Genomic DNA, 23,861 nt, shown 5'->3' with positions numbered 1-23,861 from the left:
AATTGGCCATGCTTGTTCGCGAAATACTCCGAGAGTTGGACCTTGGCTCCTCGGTGGCAGAGCAGGACAAGATGCTTGAACGTTACTTCGTCGAGACGGAGCCCTTCCGAAGCGTTGTTCGTGACAAGCACGATGTAATCGCCGGAGACAAGGGCACTGGCAAGAGTGCCCTATACACTATCCTGGGCAAAAGGTATAGTCAGATCCCGGAGATGAATCTCATCGAAGTCGTGTCAGCCTTCAATACGCTCGGAACACCAGTTTTTCAACGTCTTGCCGAGGGCGAGGTACTTTCCGAGCAGAGCTATATTAATATCTGGAAAACATACTTCTTGGCGCTGGCCGGAAACTGGATACTGGAATTCGCTGACGGCGACTACACGGACACGATGAGGAAACTCGACGAACTTCTCAATGAGCTTCGAGTGCGTACCAAGGACGACACCCCAGGCGGCGTCTTTTCGAAAATTCTTTCTAAGCTGAAATTGTCTGTCAATAGCGCCGAAGTCAGCGGTACGGGCAAAGCTGGGCCGGCTGAGATATCCGCAAAGGTTGCGTTGGTGTTCGATCCGACACGTCATGACTCGGACGAAGTGGAGCATGATCACTACCTTCGCCTGCTTGATCGAATTCTCGCTGACATGGATGTCACCATATGGCTCACGGTCGACCGATTGGACGAGGCGTTCCAAGGGCGACCCGACTTTGAAAAGCCCGTACTTCGCGCCCTGTTCCGAGCATATCTTGACATGCAGGAATTTAGCCGAGTCAAGCTCAAACTGTTTGTTAGACGTGACTTGTTTCGAAGAATAACTTCCGGCGGTTTCGTCAATTTGACGCACGTCAATGCACGCAAGGTCGAGATAATTTGGTACGATCTTGACCTGTTTGATCTACTGCACAAGCGGTTCCTTGAGAATGAAAGTTTCGTGCGCTCGCTTCAATTGGACGACACGTCAGCAAATTCGATTTTTTATGCTGTTTTTCCCAAGCAGGTTGATCAGGGCGACGCCAAGCCCACTACCTGGAACTGGATGCTGAGTCGGATCGCGGATGGAAACCGGGTGCGCCCACCAAGGAACCTCATCGATCTCGTGCTCAAGACAGTCGAAGAACAGCTCCGAGAAGAGGAGAGGGAGCAGCGCGAGTATGTGCCCGGAACACCACTAATCAGCCCGGACGCGCTAAAACGCGGCCTCGAAAGACTAAGTGAAGAACGCGTTATCGACACCCTTCTCGCTGAAGCGGGAGAGCATGCCCACCTCATTGAGAAATTTCGAAATGGCAAAGCGGAACACAATCGAGGCACATTAACCGAACTATTGGGCGAAAATTACAACTCGAGTGTCGAATTCCTGACCACGGTAGGCTTCCTTGAGCCGGTTGGCACCAACTATAAAGTTCCCATGCTCTATCGAGCAGGGTTGCAGATTACGCAAGGAAAAGCATTCACGCCCTGAGCGGCATAGCCGTGTGGTATCACTGGCCGGCTGTTAGCCTAGAGCCATGCGCGGAGCAGGGGACCAGCTCAGCATCGGGGAGCGTCTTGCCTTCTACCGGCGGAGGCGTGGGCTGTCGCAGGCGGTGCTTGCTGACCTGGTGGGCCGCTCCGAGGACTGGTTAAGCAAGATCGAGCGCGGTGAGCGGGATATCCGCAGGTTGGATGTGCTGGCGGAGGTCGCGCAAGCGCTTAGGGTCACGCTCGGTGACCTGCTTGGCGAACCGGTCCTAATGGAGGACCAGGAGAAGAACGACGATGTGCCGGCCATCCGGGACGCGCTCATGGCACCCCGTCGGTTGTCGCGGACGCTCTTCTCCTCGGCGATGTCGCCCGAGTATATCGACCCAGCGCCGGTTGCGCAGCTGGTGGAAGGTGCCTGGTCGAGCTACCAAAAGGGCGAGCTGGGCCGGGTCGTCGCGGCCCTGCCTGGGCTGATCAAGACGAGTCAGGCGATGGAGGCCGCTTCCGCGGATGACGCGGCGTACAAGCGGGCGTGCGCTGCTGTCTCGGCTCGGGTGCATCACCTGGCGGCGACCACGCTGAGCAAGATCGGTGAAGCCGACCTTGCGTGGATTGCGGCCGAAAGGGCGATGCAAGCCGCGGACGACGCGGATGATCCGCTGGTGCTGGCGTCGGCTGCGCGCTCAGGAACGCACGCGCTGCTGGCCGTGGGCCGGTTCGACGATGCGCTTGAGCTGGGGGACGTCGCAGCTAAGTGGCTGCTGCCCAGGATGGCGGAAGGTGATCCGGGCGCGCTGAGTCTCTACGGGATGCTCTACCTGCGCACCGCTGTGGCGGCGGCTCGCCACCAAGACCGGTCGACGGCGAATGATCTCCTCGGTCACGCCGGTCGGGCCGCAGACCAGCTCGGCGTGGACGCGAACTACTGGCAGACCGGGTTCGGGCCGGCCAACGTCGAGTTGCACCGACTGTCCGCTGCTCTGGACCTCGGCGACGTGAGCCAGGTGATCGAGTCCGCGCCCCGGATCAACGTCGACCACCTGCCGGTTGAGCGGCAGGTGACGCACCTGATCGACTTCGCGCGGGCGCTGAGCTTGGTCGCCAAGGATGACGACGCGCTGCAAGTGCTGCTCGAAGCCGAGACGAAAGCCCCGACGATCGTCCGGCACAACACGATGGTGCGAGAGGTCGTGCGGTCGATGTACCGGCGCGCTCCGGCATCGGCAGGTAAGAAATCCTCGGCGCTACTCGCGCTGGCTGAGCGCTGCGGCGCGGTGAGGTAGGCGGATGACGTCGCGCGTTCTCGGGCTGGTCGGCTCGGGTGCTGGTGGAGTGGAAGACCTTCTTCCGAAGCTGATCCGTCCTGCTCAAGCCGCGGGGTGGACGGTCGCGGTCACCCTCACGCCAACGGCCGGCGGGTGGCTGGCGGAGTCTGGCGCGCTGGCCGAGATTGAAGCGGCCACGGGCTATCCGGTGCGGGTCGAGCCGCGTTCTCCGTCGCAGACGAGCCCCCACCCAGCGCCGGACTGCTACCTGGTGGCGCCGGCCTCGGCAAACATGGTCGCGAAGCTCTCGCTCGGGATCGCAGACAACCAGGCGTTGACGCAGGTCAACGAGGCCATGGGCACCCGCAATCTGCCCGTGGTGGTGTTCCCGCGGGTCAACGCCGCGCACGCGCGTCAGCCGTTCTGGGACGTGCACATCGAGAACCTTCGCCGCGTCGGCGTGCACCTGCTCTACGGCGATGACGTGTGGCCGCTGCATGAGCCGCGCAGTGCTCCAGGGCGGGAACTGCCCTGGTCATCGATGCTCGACGCGATCGAAATGGCTGTGCCAGCCGGGCGCTAGGACTGTCGCACCTACTCGGAGTGGGAATCAGCGCTGACGATCGCGCTGATGCCGTCGCGCTGTGCCGCGTGGGCCGTCAAGCGACCTGGCCTCAGATGCCGGCGAACGTTGGCCCTGGAGCCGCTGCTTGTCGGGGTGCCGGTCGGGGCTGAGCAAGCTACTCGTCTAAGTCGAACGGTTCGTCGCTCCAGCGCCACCTCGCGTGACCGTTCTCGACGTGCAGGAGGAACTCGGCGACCGGCTCGCCGGCGGAGTTATGCAAGGTCAGCCCAGTGGCGATGCGCCGGTAGGTGTCCTCCCACTCATCGACGTTCTCGTCGATCGTTTCGAGTAGCCGCAGCTCGTGCTCAAAGAGCGGACGCCACTTGTCGAAGGCTTCGGTGGGATCGAACGTGGCATTGAGCCAGGGAAAGTCGCTTCCAGTAACAGTGAGTGTACCGACGACGTCGTCGCCGTCGAACAGCTTCCAGACTGCATCTTTGTAGCCCACCAGCATTCACCTCATCCCGATCGGTCCGGCGTAGGCAGGCTCGGTCGTAGTGGTCTAAGCCCTGCTCAAACCTACCCGGACAGTTTGTCCGGGTGATCGTCCGCACCCGGGTGTCTCCTGGTCTCAGCGCGCCAAATCGGGTGTGCGGAAGCCGAGACATCGGGAGAGCACATGGGCATTCACGTGGTGATTCAGCCCCTCGTCGGATACGGCGCGGCCGTCGTGTCGCCTTCACCGGGGGTTCGCCAGCTGGTGGCCGGGAGCGACGAAAGCGCGATCACGATCCAGGTACCGGCGCGGATCGGTGGGCTGTTGGACACCGCTCGGTTCGCGCGGAGCCTTGCCGAAGCCGCCAACGAGTTCGGCGACTGGTGTGAGACGCAGAACCGGACCCGCACGTACGCCTCCCCTCTCGGCGACCAGTGGGCAGAAGAGCGCGACTGAGCGCGCCCGAAAACACAGAGCAGAAAGGAAATCAGCATGGCTATCGACAAGGGATACCGGTTCGGCATCGGCTTCGACGAGGCGTTCACGCAGGGCCTGGTGATGGTGGGCGAGGTGTCGCCGGACAACGAGTACCAGTCGCGTGAGGATCGGGCCGCGGGACGGCCGACGCGTCAGCGGATCGACGAGGTGACGGGCAAGCGGCAGTGGAAGGCCATGGTCACCGACCCGGCGGAAACCCGCGCGAAGCGGGCGTCGTTCGAGATCACTCTTCTCGCGGACGTCCAGCCGGTGCCGACGACGAGCGAGGTGCTGCCCGGCATGCGGCCGATCGAGTTGGAAGGCCTGACTGCGGAGCCGAAGGTCGCTGGACAGGGCGAATTCAAGTACCAGTCCTACGTCTTCCGCGCGACGGGCTTCCGCGCGGTGGCAAATGGTTCGGGCACGAAGACCGCGCGATCCAGCTCGGCGGCCGAGTCACCGAAGGCCGCGTGAGACTGGTGGACACGGTGGGATCGGCACGAGGCGAGGGGTTGAGCCTGAAATGGGTCGTGGGGCCGGATGCGGAGTTGACGGTGCAGGAGAGCAGTTCCGACCCGGCCCGCCCGCCGCTGCTGGTGCTGTCGGGTGCGCGGTGCGTGCTCACGTTGAGCCCGCCCGATGACTTCAGCGCGTGGCATCGATGCGCGGAGCTGTTGCGGCAGCTACGGGACAACGCGGACGAGATGGCGGCGCTGCTCGATGCTCGCGCGACGGAACTGAGGGCAAACGATGAATACCAGGACTGAGCCTCAGACGTTGCGGGCGGCGCATGACGCGGCGAGTGGTCGTCGACCAGCACCGGACGCGAACCTGTCGGCGTGGCTGGCTTTCCACCAGTCGAACGCGCGGATGTATCAGGCCGTCGCGGACGTGGATCGGTGGCACCACCACGAAGCCTTGTATTGGGCCGGCTACGAGACCAAGAAGGCCGGTGAGGTGTCGACGCGGCTGCAAGCGGAGAAGTCGAAGCACAACTAGTCGCATGTAGACGACCAAAAAATCAATAAAGAACGAAAAAACGCGCGCTCGGACGTGTGGCGATGAAACACGTCCTGATTCGGGTGCTGCGATCCGTAAGGCGCAGAAGCGGAACCTGGCTACCAACCTTGCCGCTCCTGCGCTGTCCACAACCAGCGGAAGTGAACAATGACAACGCTAAACGATGACAAGCGACGCGTGTCAACGGGGGTCACCCGGACGCGCTGCAGTTCCTGTAAGCGATTCGCGAAGCTCCTGCCCGACGAGACCAAGTGCGCGGCGTGCTTGGGCGTCCTGCCACTGGACCTGTCGGTCAAGCGGGGTGACCGGTGATGCATGTGTCTGCCGGGTTCCTCGTGGTTTCCCTTGCCGGCCTCGGCCTCGTGGTCTGGGTCCTGCACAAGATCGGCCGTGCGCTCGCCTCAGTGGCGGAAGCGTTGGCAGCGGCCGCAATCGTGTTCGTCGCCCTGTGGTGGCTGTGCAAGGGCGTGTTCTGGTTGGTGGCTCAGGTCGTCAAGCGCTGGCGGACGAGCCTTACCGTGATCGGGCTGCTCGTCTGGTGCGAGCTTCTGGGCTGGATCTCGCTGGCGGCCACGCTCAGCGGAATCGGTGTCGTGCTCGCCGCGTGGCGGCTCGTGGACGTGGTCTCGTTCGATCAGCGGTGCTGGCGATTCCTGCGCTCGTGGTGGGCACGCTGGTTCGTCTACGCCCGCAAGCTCCCGGGCTGGCTGCACGCCTGCGGCCTGTCGGTGCGGGACGAAGCGTTGCCGGTGGTGGTGAACGTCAATCTCGTCGGCCGTCGTCGTGCGGTCTCCCGCTCCACGTCCGATCGCGCCGGGGTGCAGGTCCCCAAGGTGCTGAAGGTGCGCTCGGGTCCGTCATGGGACGAAGTGCGGGTGGAGTTGGTGGCTGGCCAGAAGCCAGAGGACTTCGACGAGGCCGCGCGGGCGTTGGCGGTGGCGCGGAAGGTCTCGCGGTGTCAGGTGCGGGAGCTGGAACCGAACATCGTCTCCATTGACTACCAGCGTCGTGACCTGCTCGGCTCGGTCGTGCAGTCACTGCCTGTTCCGGATGTGGCGTCGGTCGAGCGAACGGGCGTTGATCTGCGGAAGGTGTGGGCCGGACGCACGGAGTACGGCAAGCCGTGGCAGGTTCCGCTGCTTGGTGCAGGTGCGCACATTCTCACCGCTGGTGCGTCGGGTGCGGGCAAGAACTCGGTGATGTGGTGCCCGTTGGTCTCGGCCGCGTCGGCGATCCGGTCGGGCGTGGTCCGGATGTCCGGGATCGATCCGAAGGGGATGGAACTCGCCTACGGGCGCGGGATCTTCGCCCGCTACGCAGTGTCCGGTAAGGACGCGCTGGAGGTCCTGGACGCGCTCGTCGGTGAGATGGAGCACAGGAAGCATGCGTTCGCCGGACGGGTGCGGACAATCCCGGTGTCGACGCAGTACCCGTTGGAGCTACTGGAGTTCGACGAGATCGGCGCGCTCACCAAGTACACCGATCGCAAGACTCGGGACGCGATCGTGGAACGCGTCGCGCTGCTGACCACGCAGGGTCGGGCGTTGGGGATCTCGGTCCGCGGTTACGTGCAGGAGCCCACCAAGGACACGGTCCCGGTGCGAGAGCTGTTCACGCGCCGCGTCTGCCTGCGCGTCACCTCGAAGACGCACGTCGGGATGGTCCTCGGCGACGGCGCCTTCGAGCGAGGTGCCTGGGCGAACCGCATCGGCGACTCGGAGGCCGGCGTCGGCTACGTGTGGGGCGAGGGCATCCGCGAACCGCTGCGTGTGCGGGCGGGCTGGGTGTCGGACGAGACAGTGAAGGCTCTGGAGCAGTACGTCACCAACGGCGGCCGCGCTGATCTGCGCACCCGGGTGCAGGGGGCGACGGTATGAACCAGCTGATGACCTTCCTCGACGCGATCCGGGACCACCTGGACCTGCACCAGCTACCGCCGGTCGCGTCGCTGGATGTCACCGCGTGGTCCCGGCCGATCACGGTGCAGCTCGACGTGGACGGTTTAGTCGAGGTCGCCGGGGCTCTGTTGGTCTGGGCGAACACCCTCGACGACGTGACCGCGACGCTGTGGCGAATGCCGCACGGCGACTTGGTACATCTGTCCATCATCGGTCGCACCCCGTGCGGAATCCCGGTGCGGGTCTACGGCGGCGTCCCGTTCGGCGCGGAGTTGTTCCCAGATCTTCCGGCCGGCGCGAAGCAATCGATGCCGGTCTATCTGCTGCGGGGCTGGGCGGCACCTGGGGAGGTGGCTGCCTGATGAGCGAGACACGAGCGGAGCGGATGCGCGCTCCCCTGGCCGAGGACGTCATCCGCGCCACCGCAGAAAAGCATGGGGTGTGCGTGCGGCCGTTCACGATGGAGGTCGGCGACCCCGACACCGGCGAACTCCGGTACGTCCCGGTGCCCTGCGGGTCCACTGTGGAATCCGTGTGCCTGCCATGCGCTCGCAAGGCCAAGGCGTTGCGTCAGGTCCAGTGCCGCGAAGGCTGGCACATGACCGAGGAACCCGCCCTCGCCCCTGACAAACCGACCGAAGATCAGACGGAGCTGTTCACCTATCGAGCTGATCTTGTGGCCTCGTATCGCGAGGTCGTCGAGCGCGACGAGGTCGAGGCGGAGGAACTGCGGGACGAGATCCGCGGCGTCGACGAAGAACTTCGGCAACTCGGCGTCCGTGGGCGTCTCCCGTCGATCGACGCGCCCACGAAACGGCCCCTAAAACGCTCCACGAAGAGGCGGCAGGACTCACCCAACCTGCCGCGTCGCAAGGTCACCAAAACCACTGTGGGACGCGAATACGCGGGCCGATTCCGACCGTCGATGTTCGTCACTCTGACCTGCGACACCTACGGGCCCGTCCGTGGCGACGGAGCCCCGGTCAACCCGGCCACCTACGACTATCGGCGGGCGGCTCGCGACGCGGTGCACTTCTCCGCTCTGGTGGATCGGTGGTGGCAAAACCTGCGGCGGGTCGTCGGCTGGGATGTGCAGTACTTCGCCACGGTGGAGCCGCAGAAGCGGACCGCTCCTCACCTGCACACCGCTATCCGCGGGTCAGTGCCGCACGAAGTAATCAGGCAGGTCACCGAAGCCACCTACCACCAGGTGTGGTGGCCCAACCATGACGAGATCGTCTACACCGACCGGCTCCCTCTCTGGGACGGCCCGGAACGTGGATTTGTCGACCCAGGGACCCAGGAACCATTGACGAGCTGGGACGACGCGGTCGACCAGGTCGAGACACCGGCGCATGTGGTGACCTTTGGCCGGCAGGTGCACTCCAAGGGCATCCTTGGCGGCACCGACGAGGCAGGCCGCCACATCGGCTACCTCACGAAGTACCTGACCAAATCCACAGGGGAAGTGGTCGAGGCCGACACGGCGGCACTGGCCGATCACCACGACCGGCTGCACGCCGAGCTGGCCGTCACTCCGTGCTCGCCGCGGTGCTCGGTCTGGCTGCTCTACGGGATCCAACCCAAGGGCGCTAGCGGAAAGCTCACCCCCGGGCACTGCAAGGGACGCGCGCACCGGCGAACCACGCTCGGGCTGCCGGGCCGGCGGGTGCTCGTATCGCGCAAGTGGTCCGGGAAGACCCTGATGGACCACAAAGCCGACCGCAAGGCGTTCGTGATGCAGGCCCTCGCCGCGGTCGGAATCGAGAAACCCCAACCTGATCCAGGCCGGCTCGTCTGGCGCAAGGTCGACTCCGCAGACCCACAAGTGCCGCCCCGACAGCACCTCGTGATGCGCGGGATCGCCGAACGCATCACGTGGAAGGCCGAATACGACCGGGCGCTACTTGCCGCTCAGGGACCGCCCGAAACTTCGGCAACTCTGCAAGCGGCCTGACGAAGGGAGGTTCTATGAGCGCACAAGTCACGGTGGTGAGTGTGGAAGGTCTGTGGTCGCCGGACGAATTGGCCACCTTCCTCGCAATTCCACCGAAGACGTTGCGGGACTGGCGTTTCAAGGGCTACGGCCCGTCCTGGATGAAGATCGGGAAGCACGTTCGGTACAGCCCGGAGACGGTGCGTCGATGGCTCGAAACCCGGCACGAAACAACAGAAGCCGCGTAACCGCCGACTGCGATGGCCCTCCCCGCGTCTCGACCGTGAGGCGTGGGGAGGGCCGTGTTCACCAACAACTGAGGAGGTGGCATGAAAGGTCACGTACAGGACCGCTGGTGGCGGCCGAAGACGGACGAGAACGGCAATCCGGTCTTGAACGCCAGAGGGCACGTGGTCCGTGAGAAGACTGAACGTTTCGGCAAAGGAGATCGCTACAAGGTTCGGTACTTCGACGCGGAGGACAACGAACGCTCCAAGTCCTTTCCGGACAAGGAGTTGACGCGGGCTCGCGCTTTCCTGACCAAGATGCAGCACGACGTGCTGACCGGTGAGTACATCACACCGGAGTCCGGCGACGAGAAGTTCCGCGAGTACACCGCGCAATGGCAGAAGGGACAGTCTGCCGACGCCGGTACCCGCCAGACGGTCAACAGCCACCTGAAGACCGGGATCTTCCCGTTCCTCGGCGACAAGCCGCTGAAGTTGGTCGAGAAGACCGACACGATCCGCGATTGGCTCGACTGGCTGGAGCGACCGAAGAAGGAGGGCGGCCGGGGCCTCATGGCGTCCTACCGCGCGATCCTCTTCGACACGGTCTCGGCGATCCTCCAGGCTGCGGCCGACGACAAAAAAATCCGGGCGAACCCTTGCCGTGCCAAGAGCATCAAGCGGCCGAAGCCGGTACAGCGCAAGGTGATTCCCTGGTCTGAGTCACGTGTGCACGCGGTTCAACTCGCCTTGCCGCCGGAGTACACCGTGGTGGTTCCGTTAGGCGCCGGCCTCGGGCTGCGGCAGATGGAGATCTTCGGTTTCAGCCCGGACGACGTCGACCGTGACGAGATGATCGTCAACGTTCAGCGGCAGATCCGGTGGATCGGCGGCGTGCCGGTGTTCTCCCCACCCAAGGGCGGCAAGACGCGGGTGGTCCCGCTCGGGGCGGGCGTACTCGACAGCATCGACGGCCACATGGCGATGTGCGAGCCGGTCCAGCTCACGCTCCCCTGGCTCGAACCCGGCGGCCGTCCTGAGACGGTGCGGCTGCTGATCAGTCGGGTTCTTCGGCGTTCACGCCAGTACCGGAGCAAGCCGGTATGGCACATCATCAAGGGCTCGAACTTCACCAAGACCGAGTGGAAGTCCGCGTTCTCTGCGGCCGGGCTGGACTACGTGGACCGACGCGACGGAATGCACGCGATGCGCCACTTCTTCGCCTCGACGTTGCTCGCACAGGGCGTGTCGATCAAGGAAGTTGCGGAATACCTCGGCCACCACGATCCCGGCTACACCCTCCGCATCTACACCCACCTCGTGCCGTCGAGCCACAAGCGCGCTCGGGCCGCCGCCGACAAGGTGTTCGCCCCGCGTCGGGCCGCCACCGGATCCGTGACGGCCCAGCGACGGCCCGAGGGCGCCTGACAAAGCAAAACAGCAGGTCAGAGGCGTATAGATTTCTTGTTCATGAACTCCTCGATCCCCAGCGGACCCAGCTCCCGGCCCATCCCCGAGCGCTTGATCCCGCCGAAGGGCAGGTCCGCCTGCGAGCCACCCGACTTGTTGAAATACACCATCCCCGACTCGATCCGGTTCGCCACGGTGCGCATGCGGGCCGGGTCGGTGCCGAAGACGCTGGCGCCGAGGCCGAAGGGGGAGTCGTTGGCGATGGAGATGGCCTCGTCGTCGGAGGAGGCGGGGAACAGCAAGAAGACCGGGCCGAAGATTTCGTCGCGGTAGGCGTCCATGTTGGGGGTCACGTCGGTCAGGACGGTGGCCTCCAGGTAGGCGCCCGGGCCGTCGACGCGGTGGCCGCCGGTGCGCAGCACGGCGCCCTGGGCGATGGCGGTCGAGACCTGTTCGAAAACCTCGTCGGCGGCGGAGACCGAGGCCAGGGGCGGCAGCTTCGTCGACGGGTCGGAAGGGTCGCCCGGCAGGTAGAAAGCAGCCACCCGCGCGGTCAGCTTCTCCACGAACGAGTCGTACAGCTCCCCCACCACGATGATCCGCTTGGGCGCGTTGCAAGACTGGCCGCAGTTGCGCATGCGGGCCGTGGCCACGGCGTTCACCGTCTCGTCCAGGTCGTCCGTGTCGAGGACGATCAGTGGGTCCGAGCCGCCCAGTTCGAGGACGCAGCGCTTGAGGTTCCGCCCCGCCTCGGCCGCCACCGAGATGCCGGCCTGTTCGCTGCCCGTCAGGGAAACCCCGACGATGCGCGGGTCCGCGAGGATCGACGGGACCTGGCGCGACGAGGCGAAAACGTTGACGTACGCGTCCTCCGGCACACCGGCGTCGCGCAGGACCTGCTCGATCGCGACGGCCGAGCGCGGGCAGATGGACGCGTGCTTGAGCAGAATCGTATTGCCCAGCACCAGGTTCGGTGCGACGAAGCGCGCGACCTGGTACATGGGGAAGTTCCACGGCATCACGCCGAGCAGGGCGCCGATCGGCTCTTTCCGGATGACAGCGTCGCCGCCTTGAATTTTCAACGGCTCGTCGGCGATGAGGGACGGGCCGTGTTCGGCGTAGTAGGAGAAGATGTCCACGACGATGCCGACCTCGCCGCGGCCCTCGTTGACGCGCTTGCCCATCTCGAGGGTCATGATGGCGGCGAGCTCGTCGGACCGTTCGGCGAACAGCTCACCCGCGCGCGCGACGATCTCGGCGCGTTCGGCGACCGGGCGTTCCCGCCAGGACAGGTAGCCGCGGTGGACGCGGGCGATCGCGTCGCGCACCTCCTGGTCGGTGGAGTTCTCGATCTGCTCGATCAGTTCACCCGTGGCCGGGTCGGTGACGGTGTACATCGCGGCGAGAGCCTCCGTGTTCGACGGAACGAAGCGGTCGGACGCACTCAGGCTACCAAATTGCATACAGTATGCACCAGCCCGGCGAAGGTCGTCCGACTACCCCAGAGGTTTGCTACCTCTTGACCGAAACGCCCGGTTCCCAGTATGGTCTAGACCACATTCTCCCCCTTTCCCCGCCCGCGCACCTCCCACGCGGCGGCTCGATCGCGCCCTCAAAGGCCATCCGTGGGAGCGGGCACCGCTGTCGAAGGAGCCCGGTATGAAAACGAACCGCAAGCTCGTGGCCGCCCTCGCCGGTGCGGCGATCGCGCCCGTGATCGTGCTGGTCGGCCCTGTGGGCACGGCCAGCGCCCACGGCTACGTCAACGCGCCCGCGAGCCGGCAGGCGCAATGCGCGCAGAACATCGTGTCCTGCGGCGACATCAAGTGGGAACCGCAGAGCGTGGAAGGCCCGAAGGGCCAGCGCACCTGCAACGGCGGCGTCGCGCGCTTCGCCGAACTCAACGACAACAGCAAGCCCTGGCGCGCCACCGCGACCGGCCGCACGGTCACGTTCAACTGGACGTTCACGGCCCGGCACAAGACCAGCACATACGAGTACTACATCGGCAACACGCGCATCGCGAGCTTCAGCGGCAACAACCAGGTGCCGCCGGCCACCGTGTCGCACTCGGTGAACCTGGGCGACCGCACAGGCCGCCAGACCGTGCTGGCCATCTGGAACATCGCCGACACGGTGAACGCGTTCTACTCCTGCGTCGACCTGCAGGTGAGCTGACGAAAGCGGCGGACGGGCTTGGAAACCCGTCCGCCGCTGCCGTCTACAAGGGACTCAGCGATACGCCCCGGCCTCCGCGCTGCGCCGCCCGACCAGGAACCACAGCAGCGGTCCGAGGAACGGCGCGCAGAACGCGAACACGACCCACACCAGCTTCATCCCGCCGCTCAGCGGGCTCCCGAGCACGCTGACGAGCGCGGCGAGGAAGAACACTACCGGGATCAGGATCAACGCGATGATCCCGACTCCGACGGCGATGTTCGCGGCGTGAGGGCCGTCCTGGGCTGCGGCGGCCAGCGCGGTGGGGATGGTCATCGGTCCTCTCCCTGGTTCTCGTCGGTCCACATCGGACGCGATGGGTCCAGTATGAGAGCGCCCGTCGCCCGCCCGAATCGGCTCGACGGCTCGTCCCGCGTAATCCTTAAGTAGTAGCGGCGACGGGGATCACGCGCTCCAGCAACCGCATGGCCACCGCCGCGAACACGTTCACCACGCCCAAGACCAGCCACGGCAGCCAGTACCCGACCTCGAACAACGTGGTGAAAAACGCCGGCGCCACCAGGCTCGCGACCGTGAACGAGTACTGGAACACCGCCAGGTAACGCCCTCGCGCGCCGGGCGGCGACAACTCCGTGGCCAGTGACTGCGACACCGGACCGTGCACGGTCTCGGCCGCGGTGAACAGGAACGTCGCGCCCAGCAGCACCGGCACGACCCACCCGAGCTGCCCCGGCACCAGCAGCGCGAACGCCAGGCACCACGCCGCCCACAGCATCGCCGAGGCCATCAGCACGCGCGTCCTGCGCAGCGGCGACACCAGCCGCACCGCCGGCGCGGTGAGGACCGTGAGCAGCACGGTGTTCCCCACCAGCATCGCGGGTGCGAGCCACGGCGGACCGTGCAGCCCCACGGTCACGAACACCGGCAACCCCAGCGCCAGCATCATGCTGGTCAACGCGAACACCGCGTTCAGCCCGGTGAACGCCAGGAATGGCCGCGCCCGCAGCATCCCCCGGTACCCGCCGGCGTCACCCTCCGCGCGCCGCGGCGCCCGCACGCGCACCGCGATCGCCGCGCCCGCGCAGAGAAAACAGGCCGCTGAGCCGTACGCGATCGCGCGATACGCCTCCGGGGTGCCGATCGTGACCACGACGCCGGTGATCAGGCCGCCGATGGCCAGCCCGGCCGTGCGGGTCACGTTCATCCACGCGAACCAGGAGTCCTTGCTCCGTGGTTTCTCGCTGCCGTCGACGAAATCCGCCACCGCGGTGAACACCGACGACCAGAAGAACCGCACCCCGATCGCCACGAACGCGGCACTGAGGAAGATGCCGACGGGCCCGGTAACGCGTGTGAACAGCAGAAACCCGATGCCTTGCGCACCCTGCGCGGCGACCACCAGCACCCACGGACCCATCCGGTCGGCCAGCCGCCCGGCGATCAGGGGCACCGGCAGCGTCAGCGCGTTCGCCGCGCTGAGCAGCACGCCGATCAGCGCCAACGGCACCGTGGTCAGCTTCGCGAAGAACAACACCGACAGCGGCTGGAACAACCCGTTGCCCACCGAGTCGACCACCAGGGCCGCCAGCAGCACCGCCCCACCACGGCTCCGCACGCCAGATCATCCCCCCGGGTCGGACGAGCCCCTGAGGGTAACGATCTTCACGGCCGCGGTCGACGGAATTTCAGTGCCCTTCGAACACCGCAAGCACGCCGTCGGGCGCGTCCTCGGCAAACGACGTCACGAGGTTCTCCGCCGAACCCCGCGCGGCTTCCTCGCTGCGCGGGAACAGCGCCTTCTCGTATTGCGCCAGGGCCGCCTCGACGTTCCCGTCGAACTCGACCAGGGCCAACGCCAGCTCCGCACCGTCGATCATCGCCAGGTTCGCGCCCTCGCCGGCGAACGGCGACATCACGTGCGCCGCGTCGCCCACCAGCGTCACGCCGGGCACGCGCGCCCACTCGTGGCCCACCGGCAGCGCGTGGATCGGCCGCGGCACCGGCTCACCGTCGGCCGACTCGATCAGCGCCTTCAGTACCGGGGCCCAGTCGGCGAATTCTTGCGACAGCTTCGCAGCCGCGTCCGACAAGTCGAGTGAGGAAACCCAGCCCTCAGGCACCTGGAGAGCGACGTAGACGTGCACGCTGCCGTCCGGCTCGCGGTGCGCCAGAATCCCGTTGCCCAGTCCGAGTGCCATGAACATTCCCCCGCCGACGTGCGCCGCGCTCTCCGGGTGCTTCGCGGCGACGTCCAGCAGATCCAGTTCCACAAAGGAAATCCCGGTGTACGCGGGCACCTCGGCCGAGACGAGCGGCCGGATCCGCGACCAGGCTCCGTCGGCCCCGACGAGCACGTCGGTCTCCAGCGTCGAACCGTCGGCCAGGGTGACCTCGTGCCGGCCATCGTCCAGCGGACGGGCCGAAACCACCTTGGCGCCCCAGCGGACGGTGCCCTCCGGCAGCGACGAGAGCAGCAGGTCGCGCAAAGCACCGCGTTCGACCTCCGGCCGGGTCCCCTGGCCATCGTCCTCTTCGGACATTCGCACCACCGCGTGCCGGTCCAGCACGCGCATGGCCTCCCCACCGCGGTGGATCAGCGGCAGGAACTCCTCGTACAGGCCGGCCGCACGTAACGCGGCCTGGCCCGTTTCCTCGTGGATGTCGAGCATCCCGCCCTGCGTGCGGGCCGATGCCGACGCGTCGAGATCCAAAACCGTGGCCTCGATGCCGTTGCGGTGGAGCACGGACGCGAGCGTCAGCCCGCCGAGGCCGGCTCCGATGACGGTGATCTTCATGGTCTTTCTCCTTCAGGTTCGTGGGGTGGCGGCGATTCCTGCGATCAGCGCGCGGAACGCCCAGGACAGCCGCTGCCCGGGCTCGCCGGACAGCAAGTCGGACCCGGCGGCGGCCAGGTGCGGGTACTTCTCGGGTGACGCGTCGTGGATGACGGCCGCCAGTGCCCGCCATTCCTCGCGGTCTTCGGGGCGCTCGTCGGCGTGTTCGGCCGCCGTCGCCGTGGCGAGCTGGAGCAGCAGGTCGACACCCCACGCCGCCTGCGCGCTCGGCACCCCGCCCTCGCCGAGCAACGCGAGCACCGTGTCCACCAGCCGCAGGTAGTTGTCCCCGCGCGGGCGGGCCACGAGCGCCGACTGCGCCAGCCCGGGATAGCGGAACAACACCGCCGTGTACGAGCCCAGCACAGCTTCGAGCCGCTCCGCCCACGTCCCGGCCGACGGAGCCGGCTCGACCTCACCGAGCAGCTCGTCGAGCACCGCGGCGTGGAGCTCGACGGTGTTGCGGACGTAGACGTACAGCGACGCCGCACCGGTGTCGAGCTCCTGCGCCAGCCGGCGCATCGTCAGCCGGGACAGGCCTTCGGCGCGCAGGATCGCGAGCGCGGCGGTGATGATTCCGGCCCGGGTGAGAGCCGGCTTCGCCGGACGTTCCCGGCGGCTGCGTGGTGCGGTCATGATTTCATGATAACGAACATGTTCGTTCCGAACAAGGTCGTAACGAACATGTTCGTCGTCGCAGACGCCCAGGCCTTTCGAACGAAAGGGAGGTAAGTTCGGCAGTCATGCGAGGCAACCCCCGGCACGAACGCATCCTCGAGCGGCTCCGGCGCGACGGCCGCGTCGACGTCGGTGAGCTGGCCGGCGAGCTGGACACGTCGGAGGTGACCATCCGGCGCGACCTCGACTCACTGGCCGAGCAAGGCACGCTGCGCCGCGTGCGGGGTGGCGCGGTGAGCCTGCTGATGCGCGGCGAGGAGCTGCCGTTCGCGCTGCGCGAGGTGGAGTCCGCGGCGGCGAAGGACCGGATCGCGGCGGTGGTGGGCGGGCTGGTGCGCGACGGCGAGGCCGTGGTCGTCGACAGCGGCACGAGCGGGCTCGCGGTCGCCCGCGCGCTTGCCGGCCGGCGCTTGACGGTGATGCCGCTCGCCCTGCCGAGCGCGACGGTCCTGGCCGCCAGCTCGTCGGTGAACCTGCTGCTGCCCGGCGGAACCACGCGCTTCGGCGAGGGCTCGATGGTCGGGCCGATCACCGAGGCCGCGCTCGCGGCGCTGCGGTTCGACACCTTCGTGCTCACGTGCTGCGGCCTGTCGCCCGACGACGGCGTGACCGCCCACGACCTGCAGGACGCCGCCGTGAAGCGCGCCGCGAAGCGGTCTTCGCGGCGCACGGTGCTAGTTGCCGAGAGTGCCAAGTTCTCGCGCACCGCGCTGGCGACCGTGTGCGGTATGGAGGACGTGGACGTGCTGGTCACGGACGCCGAGGCGCCTTCGGAGGCGCTGGAACGGTTTCGCCAAGCCGGCGTCGAGGTCCGGGTGGCGTGAGGGGATCCGTCCACACTGGACGTCTCCCACTCTCAAGCTATAGCGCACCCCGGGGCTTGCCGCAAGACCCCCGTCGTGCCGCAGAATCGGCGGCCGTCAGCGAAATGGGGGTACGAAGTGCACGACGTGATCATCGTGGGCGCCGGTGCGGCCGGCCTGGTCCTGGCCGCCGAGCTGCGCCTGGCCGGGGTCCGGCCGCTGGTACTGGAACGGCAGCCGCGACGCCGGGAAGTGCCGCGGGCCAACGGTCTCGGCGGCCAGATCGTGGAACTGCTGCGCTACCGCGGGGTGCTGGAGCGGCTCGAAGCTGCCGCTTCCCCGGTGCACGCGGCGCCGTCGTTGCCGTTCGGCGGGACGCAGCTGGACCTCTCGCACCTGGCCGAGCCGGTGTACTACGCGCTGAGCATCCCGCAGCCGGTGCTCGAACGCACGCTCGCCGAGTACGCGGCGGAGCTCGGGGTGCAGCTGCGGGAGGGGCACGAGGTTGTCGGCCTTCGTGAAGACGCCGCGGTGGCAGTGGACGTGCGTGGTCCCGACGGGCCGTACCAGCTCACTGCTCGCTACGTCGTCGGATGCGACGGCGGCCGCAGCCGGGTCCGCGAGTTGCTGGGCCTGCCGTTCCCGGGCACGACGTACCCGGAGGTGAACCGGCTCGTCGAGGCGACGGTGCCGGACGCGGTGAGACGACTGGAGAACGGTGACCTGGACGTACCCGGACTGGGGTTGCTGCGCCAGGGTTTCACGCGGACTGACGGCGGGGTCTTCGCGTTCGGCACGATCGGGCCGGAGGTTCTGCTGATCAACACCGTCGAGGAGGAAGCGACCGAGTACGACGACCTCAGCCCGATGACCGAGGCCGAGTTCCAGGCCAGCATCCGCCGCGTGCTCGGCGGTTCGCTGCCGCTTGGCGAGGTGCGGCGCCTGTCGCGCTACCAGTGGCAGGGCCGGCAGGTCCCCCGGTACCGGGTTGGGCGCGTCTTCGTGGCCGGCGACGCGGCGCACCTGCTGGCTTCCTCGGGGGCGTCGCTCAACCTCGGCATGCTCGACTCGGTCAACCTGGCGTGGAAGCTCGCCGCGGCCGTGCAGGGTTGGGCGCCGCCCGGCCTGCTCGACAGCTACCACGCCGAACGCCACCACGCCGGCTCCCGCGCCCTCCTGCAGACCAGCGCGCAGGCCGCCCTGCGCCGCGGCCACGACCCCGCCGCCGACGCGCTTCGCGCGCTGTTCCAGGAGCTCCTCACCGAAGAACAACCGTTGCGCCGCCTCGCCGCCACCATCGGCGGCACCGACCTGCGCTACCCGGCCCCCGGTTCGGACCACCCTCTGGCCGGCACCTTCGCCCGCGACTTCCCCCTGACCACCGACGACGGCCCGTCGTCTCTCGTCTCGCTGGTACGCCCGGGCCGGCCGGTGTTCGTCGACCTCGCCGGCCGCCCGGAACTCCGCGCGGTCGCCGAACCCTGGGCTCCCCGCGTCGGCCTCCACACCGCCAAGACCCACCTCCGCCCGGCCGACGCCCTCCTCCTCCGCCCGGACGCGCACATCGCATGGGCCGCGCCGCTCGACTCGGCCGCCGATCCGGCCGGCCTCCGCGAAGCCCTCACGACATGGTTCGGCCCACCACGTTCGGCCCACCAAGTGGTCCGACCACAGTCCGCGAAGCCCTCGCAGCGGCGTTCCGCGAAGCCCGGGAACGCGCCCGAAACAGGCCGAAACCGCCTCACCACACATGATCACCAAGAGTAAGTGTTCACCATGATCGATTCACCGTTTCGTGGACTGATCCTAGATCGACTTCTACCGCTAGTGTCACCGACAACCCGCTCAGCCTCGACATTCCCCCGACCGGGCGGCGGGCCAGGCCCCCTGGTAGTCCCCCTTCCGCGCCCAGGGGGCCACACAAACAACCACCCTCACTCACCCCCGAAGGAGAGCGCTTGCCACCCGCGGTCACCGGCCTTCGGCAGCAAGGTGAGCCACCTGCCGGCTGCGGTCTGGACCACGCGCGGCGCGCCCTCCCGCTGCCGGCTGCGACGCGGGCCCGGCGCGCGTCGATGGTCCCGAGCGGCGTGGCGCCTGAGCGACCTTCGCCAATCGGAGTCACCTGGCGCAACGCCTGGCGAAGGTTTGCCGGCGCTCATTTCCCCTCTGCCGCCGCGACTTCCGCGTCCAGCCGCCCCTCATCGGCCGGCAGATGCAGCTGACCGACAGACATCTCCCACGCGAGCGGCAACGCCGGTAGCTCAACAGAGGGCGTCACCCGAACGGTCGCGATCCACATCACTCGCGGGCCGTGGAACATTCGGTGGCCGCCTGCGTTGTACTGACTGTCGGTACGGAGGGGTCCCCGGGCTCCACAACTCACCTTCCCGGACAGCCGGCTTGCCGGCCCCGGGTTGCGTCACTCGCCGAGAGGCGACCCCCGTGCCGGCGTAAGTCCACCCTCCCCGCTGCCCCGCGCTCCCCCAACGCGGCACGGGGCGGGCGCCAGTGCTCCTGCTCTCGCTCGCCGGACCCCCAGCCGGCGGAGCCGGGAGCGGGAGCACCCTCAGCACCCTCCATTGTGGATCATCGGGAATACCTCCACACCGGCATTAGTTACAACCCTTTGCCGGTGCGGTGGTGTCCCCGGGCTCCACCCACTGCCTTCCCGGACCGTCGCACAGACGCCGGGTCGCGCCAACCGCCGAGAGGCGACCCCCGCACCGGCCTGAAACCCAACCCCCTCAGACCACCCCACCCCGCTGCGCCACAGTTGCCCCGAGGCAGCGCGGGGCGGGCTCATGTGCTCCTGCTCCTGTCGCCGGACCCACTGCCGCGGCGGGAGCGGGGGCATCCAAACGTCCACAGTGGATCATGAAAATCAGGATCATGAAAATCACCTGAGCGACCTGCGTCACAAGGGAAATCCGGAACACCGGCCCCGCCCAGGCGTTGTACAGAGTGTCGGTAGGAGCGGGTGTCCCCGGGCCTCACCTACTGCCTTCCCGGGCCGTCGTAAGACGCCGGGTCGCGCCACTCGCCGAGAGGCGACCCCGCCGTACCGACGCAAGCCACTCGAAGAGAAAGCTCCCGCCCGCACCCGCCGATCCCCCCATCGGCGCGGCGCCCGAGGCGGGAAACAGTGCCCCCGCTCCCTGTCCGCGCGAACTCCCCCTCCGCAGCGACGGGACCGGGGGCACGCCCCTATCCGGGGCCAGGCGCGGAGCCGGGCCAGGGCAGCGCGTCCTGCAGCAGCCCGAGCATCCCCGACACGAGCCGCATCTGCTCGACCGTGCGGATGTCGGCCTCCAGCAGATGCGGCGAACACACCAGCACCGCCACCGACTGCGCCCGCGACAGCGCGACGTTCAGCCGGTTGCGCGAGAGGAGGAAGTCGAGCCCGCGCGGGAGGTCGACGGCCGAGGACGAGGTCATCGTCGTGACCACCACCGGCGCCTCCTGGCCCTGGAACCGGTCGACCGTGCCCACGCGGACGTCGCCGAAGCCGGCTTCGGCCAGCGCGCGCGTGACCACGCGGGCCTGCAGGTTGTAGGGCGCCACCACGAGGAAGTCGGCGTCCGTCAGCGGACGGCCTTCCCACGTGCGCCCGTGCAGCGCCGAGATCACCGAGACGACCTCGGCCGCCTCCTCCACCGAACGCGTCGTGTTCCCCCGGTGCTCCACCGACGCCAGGTACAGCCCCGACGCGAACCCGTCGACCGACCGCGACGCCGACGGGTGCGAGTGCAGCAACCCCGCGTAGGACAGCCGCGAAACCGGCGCGCACACCTCCGGGTGCATGCGCCGCGTCTGGTCGAGGAAGTAGCCCAGGTGCGCCGGCATGATGTCGGCGTCGCCGATCAGGTGCCCCAGCGCCGAGGCCTCCGCGCCCGCCGGGTGCGTGCCCTGCACCACCTGCGGCAACTGCTGCGGATCACCCAGCAGCACCACGTTCTTCGCGCACGTCGACACGGCCAGCGCGTCGGCCAGTGCGAACTGGCCGGCCTCGTCGATCACGAGCACGTCGAACGGCTCCGCGCGCACAGCCGCGTTGGCGAACGTCCACGCCGTGCCACCCACCAGGTGCCCGGTGTCGTGTTCCTCGCGCCAGCGCACCAGAGCGTTGTTGTTCTTCGGCTGCTCCCAGGGCGCCGAGGGGTCCGGCGTCCGCTTCGCGCGTTTGGCGCACGCCAGCGAGGGATCGTTGCCCAGCGCGGCGGACAGCACGTTCTCCACGGCCTTGTGACTGTTGGATGTGACCCCGACCGTCCGGCCCGAACGCACGAGGTGCGCGATCAGCTTGCCCGCCAGGTACGTCTTCCCCGCACCCGGCGGGCCCTGCACGGCGAGCACGGAACCGTCGAGCGCGTCGACGGCCTCGATCACCGTCGCGACCAGATCCTCACCCGCGGCAGGCAACGCGCCGCCGGTCCGCAACCGCGGCGCCGTGCGGCGCAGCAGGTCCACACCAGGGTGCTTCGGCAGCACCGGCAGGGTTTCACCGACGAGCCGGGCGAGATCGGCCACGGCCTCGTCCTTCGGCGACGGCCGCACCGGGCTGCCGGGCAGCACCGCGGCCGGGCGGTCGTTCGACGTCGCGTCGGGCGCGCTGCTCTCCTCCAGCGTCAGCTCGACCGCCGAGGAAGCCACCACCTTCGCGTCGCGCGCTTCGGCGCCGTAACGCAGGCGCACGTCGTCGCCCGGCGCGAACGGGTGTGGCCGGTCCAGGTCGCACGCCAAAACGAGCGTCCGCTTCGCCGTGCGCAGCCGGCCGGACGGCGGCACCCACTCGCCGACGGACACTGAAACGGGCACCGCGCATGTCGTGTCGATCTCCAGGTCACCCAGCGGCGCCGCCAGCTGGCGGAAGAATTCCCACCACGCCGGGTTCGTCTCACGCCGGTGGTAGCCGACGGACGCGGCGAGCAGCGCACGGGCGTGGTCGTCCGGGGTGAACTCCGCCGGATCGTCGGGCAGGCCGTCGAGCAACGGGTCGACGAGCGCCGCCATCGCGGCCGCGCGCTCCGCCCGCCGTTGCGCCGCGACGTCTTCCTCGGTCTCCCGCAGCAGAGCGTCCACATCGGACTCCGGCGCCGGCTCGACGAGGTCGATGCCCTCCTCGACGCGCACCCGATGCAGGAACTCCAGCAGCCGCAGGGTGGACACGCAGTCGTACTCGTTGTACTCACCGATGCCGCGCAGCACTTCCTCGGCTCGCTCGGACTCGCCGGCAGCCGTGAGCGTGAGGTAATCCTCGTACGCTTCGATGCTGGACGCGGCCGTCTTCACGTCGCCGTCGCGCGCGGCGGGCATGTAGAGCGGCTCGAGGTATTTGATCGAGTACGACCGCTGTCCCACCCGCAACGCCTTGCGCACCACCGCGTACAGGTCCACGAGCGCGCCGCCCCGCAACAGCTCGTCCACGGCTTCTTCGCGCGTGCCGTGCACGGCGGCGAGACGCTTGATGGCGGTGACCTCGTAGGGCGCGTAGTGGTACACGTGCGCGCCGGGGTGTTCGGCCAGCCGCGCGGTGGCGAAGTCCACGAGCTCCTCGAACGCGCGCTTCTCCTGCGCCCGGGAGTGGGCCCAGAACGGGGTGAACCGCTGACCGTCAGTGTCGCCGGGGGCGTCCGGGTCGTCCGTCACCGCACCGAACAGGTACTCGAGCCCGGCGCCCGCCAACGCGTACGGGTCGCCTTCCATGTCGAAGAAGACGTCGCCCGGGCTCGGCGGCGGCAGCTGGGCGAGCGCGACGGGGTCGATCACCTCGTAGGCGAGCTCGCCCGTCTCGTCCTGGCGCACCTGGATCGCGGCCTGCGCGCGCAACGTCGTGTACGTGGTCGCGGACATGTCGCGCGGCCGGTCGTCCGGCCCGGCGGCGGCGAGCTTGTCGATCGTGGCGAGCCCGGCCGTCACGAGCTTGCGCCGCTGGTCTCCGCGCATGCCCGCGACGAGCGACAGGTCGCGGTCCGCCTCCCGCGCCGTCGAGCAGTGCTGCGCGAACCTGCAGGCTCCGCACGCCGGCCGTTCGTCGGCCCACAGCTGCAGCGGCAGCCGGGCCGGGCGGTCGCGCAGCCGCGAGCGCAGGCGATCGAGCAGCGGGAGGAAGTCGTCGACGCGCAGCGTGCGCGTGGTGCCGTCGCCCAGCAGCAGGTGCATGTCCGGACCAGCCGGCCACCCCGCGCGGCGCAACGCATCGGCGTACGCGGTCAGCTGGACAACCGCGGACGGCTTGGCGTGCCGGGCGAGCTTGGTGTCGTAGACCTCGTAGCGGCCTTCGTCGTCGCGCAGCAGGAAATCGGCGCGGCCGGTGAACTCGTCGTCGTGGAACACGGCCTGGTAGACCACCGGCGTGCCCGCGCGCAGCGCCTCCTCCGTCGCCTTCGCGGCGACGACCGGATCACGCTCCTCGATCTCCACGACCTTGCGTTCGGCCCGCAGCCGCCCGAGCGTTGCCTCCTCGTGCGCGCGCCCGTGCTTCACGGCCAGCTGATCAGGTCCTGAGCCGGGCCTCGGCGTGCCGGGCAGCCCCGCTGCCAGCGCCTGCGTGAGGACGCTCCGGTGCTCGCACTCGAGCAGATCGGCGAGATCGGACGGCGTGTACATCGC

Annotated in this window: 22 protein-coding genes; 15 read left to right on the top strand and 7 right to left on the bottom strand. The window is 67.9% G+C overall.

Features of this window, described 5'->3' with window-relative positions; genetic code table 11:
- Positions 1-8: 8 nt before the first annotated feature.
- The 3 genes from ABZU76_RS20930 to ABZU76_RS20920 are packed head-to-tail and all read left to right on the top strand — an operon-like array spanning position 9 to position 3,310.
- Complete coding sequence (locus ABZU76_RS20930; RefSeq protein WP_354871919.1) at positions 9-1,460, top strand: hypothetical protein; 1,452 nt, start codon at positions 9-11, stop codon at positions 1,458-1,460.
- Between the two features lie 46 nt (positions 1,461-1,506).
- The gene (locus tag ABZU76_RS20925; protein ID WP_354871916.1) at positions 1,507-2,745 is read left to right on the top strand and encodes a helix-turn-helix domain-containing protein; all 1,239 of its coding nucleotides are present in this window, start codon (positions 1,507-1,509) and stop codon (positions 2,743-2,745) included.
- Positions 2,746-2,749: 4 nt separating this feature from the next.
- Positions 2,750-3,310 (top strand): flavoprotein, encoded by a 561-nt coding sequence (locus ABZU76_RS20920; RefSeq protein WP_354871914.1) that lies wholly within the window; start codon positions 2,750-2,752, stop codon positions 3,308-3,310.
- A gap of 157 nt (positions 3,311-3,467) precedes the next feature.
- On the opposite strand, the gene ABZU76_RS20915 is transcribed toward ABZU76_RS20920, so the two are convergent.
- Positions 3,468-3,800, bottom strand: coding sequence for a hypothetical protein (locus ABZU76_RS20915; RefSeq protein ID WP_354871911.1), 333 nt, complete (start codon positions 3,798-3,800; stop codon positions 3,468-3,470).
- A 171-nt stretch (positions 3,801-3,971) separates the two neighbouring features.
- Between ABZU76_RS20915 and ABZU76_RS20910 the strand changes: the two genes are divergently transcribed.
- The 9 genes from ABZU76_RS20910 to ABZU76_RS20870 all read left to right on the top strand — a co-directional run bounded on the left by ABZU76_RS20910 (position 3,972) and on the right by ABZU76_RS20870 (position 10,774).
- Entirely contained in the window at positions 3,972-4,244 is a 273-nt protein-coding gene (locus ABZU76_RS20910; RefSeq protein ID WP_354871908.1) for a hypothetical protein, read from the top strand.
- A gap of 36 nt (positions 4,245-4,280) precedes the next feature.
- On the top strand, positions 4,281-4,739 hold the full coding sequence (locus ABZU76_RS20905; protein ID WP_354871905.1) for a hypothetical protein: 459 nt from the start codon (positions 4,281-4,283) through the stop codon (positions 4,737-4,739).
- Positions 4,736-5,032, top strand: a complete 297-nt coding sequence (locus ABZU76_RS20900) for a hypothetical protein (RefSeq protein WP_354871902.1) — start codon at positions 4,736-4,738, stop codon at positions 5,030-5,032. The genes ABZU76_RS20905 and ABZU76_RS20900 overlap by 4 nt, the downstream gene beginning before the upstream one ends.
- A complete protein-coding gene (locus ABZU76_RS20895; protein ID WP_354871900.1) occupies positions 5,016-5,264 on the top strand; it encodes an AMED_5909 family protein in 249 nt (82 codons plus the stop codon). The genes ABZU76_RS20900 and ABZU76_RS20895 overlap by 17 nt, the downstream gene beginning before the upstream one ends.
- 332 nt (positions 5,265-5,596) lie before the next feature.
- A complete protein-coding gene (locus ABZU76_RS20890) occupies positions 5,597-7,162 on the top strand; it encodes an FtsK/SpoIIIE domain-containing protein (protein WP_354871897.1) in 1,566 nt (521 codons plus the stop codon).
- A complete protein-coding gene (locus ABZU76_RS20885; protein ID WP_354871894.1) occupies positions 7,159-7,545 on the top strand; it encodes a hypothetical protein in 387 nt (128 codons plus the stop codon). The genes ABZU76_RS20890 and ABZU76_RS20885 overlap by 4 nt, the downstream gene beginning before the upstream one ends.
- Positions 7,545-9,140, top strand: a complete 1,596-nt coding sequence (locus ABZU76_RS20880; protein ID WP_354872169.1) for a replication initiator — start codon at positions 7,545-7,547, stop codon at positions 9,138-9,140. The genes ABZU76_RS20885 and ABZU76_RS20880 overlap by 1 nt, the downstream gene beginning before the upstream one ends.
- Positions 9,141-9,154: 14 nt before the next feature.
- Positions 9,155-9,367 (top strand): helix-turn-helix domain-containing protein, encoded by a 213-nt coding sequence (locus ABZU76_RS20875; protein ID WP_354871891.1) that lies wholly within the window; start codon positions 9,155-9,157, stop codon positions 9,365-9,367.
- A gap of 162 nt (positions 9,368-9,529) precedes the next feature.
- Complete coding sequence (locus ABZU76_RS20870) at positions 9,530-10,774, top strand: tyrosine-type recombinase/integrase (RefSeq protein WP_354871888.1); 1,245 nt, start codon at positions 9,530-9,532, stop codon at positions 10,772-10,774.
- A gap of 17 nt (positions 10,775-10,791) precedes the next feature.
- Here the strand turns inward: ABZU76_RS20870 and ABZU76_RS20865 are convergent, their stop codons facing one another.
- On the bottom strand, positions 10,792-12,153 hold the full coding sequence (locus ABZU76_RS20865) for an NAD-dependent succinate-semialdehyde dehydrogenase (protein ID WP_354871886.1): 1,362 nt from the start codon (positions 12,151-12,153) through the stop codon (positions 10,792-10,794).
- 262 nt (positions 12,154-12,415) lie between these two features.
- Between ABZU76_RS20865 and ABZU76_RS20860 the strand changes: the two genes are divergently transcribed.
- Complete coding sequence (locus ABZU76_RS20860) at positions 12,416-12,934, top strand: lytic polysaccharide monooxygenase auxiliary activity family 9 protein (protein WP_354871883.1); 519 nt, start codon at positions 12,416-12,418, stop codon at positions 12,932-12,934.
- Between the two features lie 54 nt (positions 12,935-12,988).
- Here the strand turns inward: ABZU76_RS20860 and ABZU76_RS20855 are convergent, their stop codons facing one another.
- The 4 genes from ABZU76_RS20855 to ABZU76_RS20840 all read right to left on the bottom strand — a co-directional run bounded on the left by ABZU76_RS20855 (position 12,989) and on the right by ABZU76_RS20840 (position 16,404).
- Positions 12,989-13,249: a PLD nuclease N-terminal domain-containing protein gene (locus ABZU76_RS20855; RefSeq protein ID WP_354871881.1), complete on the bottom strand. Its 261-nt coding sequence runs from the start codon at positions 13,247-13,249 to the stop codon at positions 12,989-12,991.
- 106 nt (positions 13,250-13,355) lie between these two features.
- Positions 13,356-14,549, bottom strand: a complete 1,194-nt coding sequence (locus tag ABZU76_RS20850) for an MFS transporter (protein ID WP_354871878.1) — start codon at positions 14,547-14,549, stop codon at positions 13,356-13,358.
- A 70-nt stretch (positions 14,550-14,619) separates the two neighbouring features.
- Positions 14,620-15,729: an NAD(P)/FAD-dependent oxidoreductase gene (locus ABZU76_RS20845; RefSeq protein ID WP_354871876.1), complete on the bottom strand. Its 1,110-nt coding sequence runs from the start codon at positions 15,727-15,729 to the stop codon at positions 14,620-14,622.
- A 12-nt stretch (positions 15,730-15,741) separates the two neighbouring features.
- The gene (locus ABZU76_RS20840) at positions 15,742-16,404 is read right to left on the bottom strand and encodes a TetR/AcrR family transcriptional regulator C-terminal domain-containing protein (RefSeq protein ID WP_354871873.1); all 663 of its coding nucleotides are present in this window, start codon (positions 16,402-16,404) and stop codon (positions 15,742-15,744) included.
- Positions 16,405-16,511: 107 nt separating this feature from the next.
- On the opposite strand from ABZU76_RS20840, the gene ABZU76_RS20835 reads away from it, so the two are divergent.
- On the top strand, positions 16,512-17,270 hold the full coding sequence (locus tag ABZU76_RS20835; RefSeq protein WP_354871870.1) for a DeoR/GlpR family DNA-binding transcription regulator: 759 nt from the start codon (positions 16,512-16,514) through the stop codon (positions 17,268-17,270).
- A gap of 117 nt (positions 17,271-17,387) precedes the next feature.
- A complete protein-coding gene (locus ABZU76_RS20830) occupies positions 17,388-19,016 on the top strand; it encodes an FAD-dependent monooxygenase (RefSeq protein WP_354871868.1) in 1,629 nt (542 codons plus the stop codon).
- 1,440 nt (positions 19,017-20,456) lie between these two features.
- Here the strand turns inward: ABZU76_RS20830 and ABZU76_RS20825 are convergent.
- A complete protein-coding gene (locus ABZU76_RS20825; RefSeq protein WP_354871866.1) occupies positions 20,457-23,858 on the bottom strand; it encodes a TM0106 family RecB-like putative nuclease in 3,402 nt (1,133 codons plus the stop codon).
- Positions 23,859-23,861 lie beyond the last annotated feature (3 nt).

It is taken from the genome of Amycolatopsis sp. NPDC005232, assembly GCF_040607795.1.
In the GTDB taxonomy this organism is placed as follows: Bacteria; Actinomycetota; Actinomycetes; order Mycobacteriales; family Pseudonocardiaceae; genus Amycolatopsis.
This window is presented reverse-complemented; position numbering and strand designations above follow the sequence as displayed.